The organism is Frankia sp. CoWAU3 (assembly GCF_977971855.1).
In genome coordinates, this window is the sequence record NZ_CDWWXB010000098.1 from 2828 (window position 1) to 4032 (window position 1205).

Below are 1205 nucleotides of genomic sequence, written 5' to 3' on the forward strand. Positions count from 1 at the left end.
TCGCACTGATCGTCGGCGCCCGGGGCACGCAGGCGGCCGGGACGGCACTGACGGCCCTGCGCTCGACGGTGCACGCCCTGCGCGGCTGGCCGACCCCGCTGGGCGTCACCCTGAACACTGCGGTGCCGCTCTTCGACCCGCACGGGCGAGTGCTCGACCGGACCGTCGCGGCCCGCCTGGACACCCTCGCCGACCAGATCATGGGGTTCACCTACGCCTGGTCCCAGGTGCTCTGAGGTGCTCTGAGGTGCTCTGACGCCGGGGCACGATCCCACGCCGAGGCCCCCGCGGGTCCCAGCCAACCCGGGCGTATCCGTCCTGAGCAGGCAGGTCTACCGTGGCGGGGCCTGGCAGGGGACAGCGGGGCCTGGCAGGGGACCGGAACACGGAACGCGGACGAGGCACGCTCGACGAGGAGGCGGCACGGTGGGACGACGGTACGGGCTCCGGTGGCTCGCCGCGGCGGTTCTGGGCGCTGTGCTGGCGGGAACGCTCGCCGCGTGCGGTGGCGACTCGGACGGCGAAGCCACCGGCACGTCCTCGGCCGGATCAACGGTCAAACTGATGATCATTGCCCCGGTGGGCACGTCCGGAACGAACTACCCGGAGATGGTGGCCGCCGCCCGGGCCGCCGTGCGCGGGGTCAACGCCCGGGGTGGGATCGCCGGCCACCGGGTCGAGCTCGTGCACTGCAACGAGAAGAACGACGCCGCCATGGCCAGGAAGTGCGCCCAGCAGGCGGTGGATCAGCACGTGCTCGCGGTCGTCGGCGAGGTCAGCGGCTCGGGCGGGATCATGCCTATCCTGGAGAACGCGGGGATCCCGTCCATCGGTTCGGCCGGGATCTCGGCCGACGGATCCGAGCTCAGCTCTCCGATCAGCTACGTCATCAGCCCGCTGACCCTCTACCCCGCGGTCTGCCCGTCGTTGCTCGCCAAGGCGGGAGCCACCCGCCTCGGGCTGGTCGGCTACGACCTCAGCGCCAGCGACCGGCTCATCATCATGGCCGAGGGCGGCGCGAAGGCGGTGAACCGTCCGATCAATCCGAAGATCCGTATTCCGATCACGACGAGCGACTTCACCCCGGCGATCTCCCAGCTCACCCGGTCCGGTGCCGACGGAGCCGTGCTCGTCGTGTTCGACCAGGCCGCCTACGCGGTGATCTCCCAGGCCGGCCAGCGGGTCCGGACCTGCCACGCGGCCGG

General features: G+C 71.8%; 1 protein-coding gene and 1 pseudogene. Both read left to right on the top strand.

What is annotated here, in order from left to right:
* Window positions 1-236: pseudogene (locus AC08ON_RS10590) on the top strand (NADPH-dependent FMN reductase); the annotation flags it as partial.
* Window positions 237-426: 190 nt separating this feature from the next.
* A partial coding sequence (locus AC08ON_RS10595; protein WP_476616872.1) for an ABC transporter substrate-binding protein occupies window positions 427-1205 on the top strand: 779 nt, incomplete at its 3' end.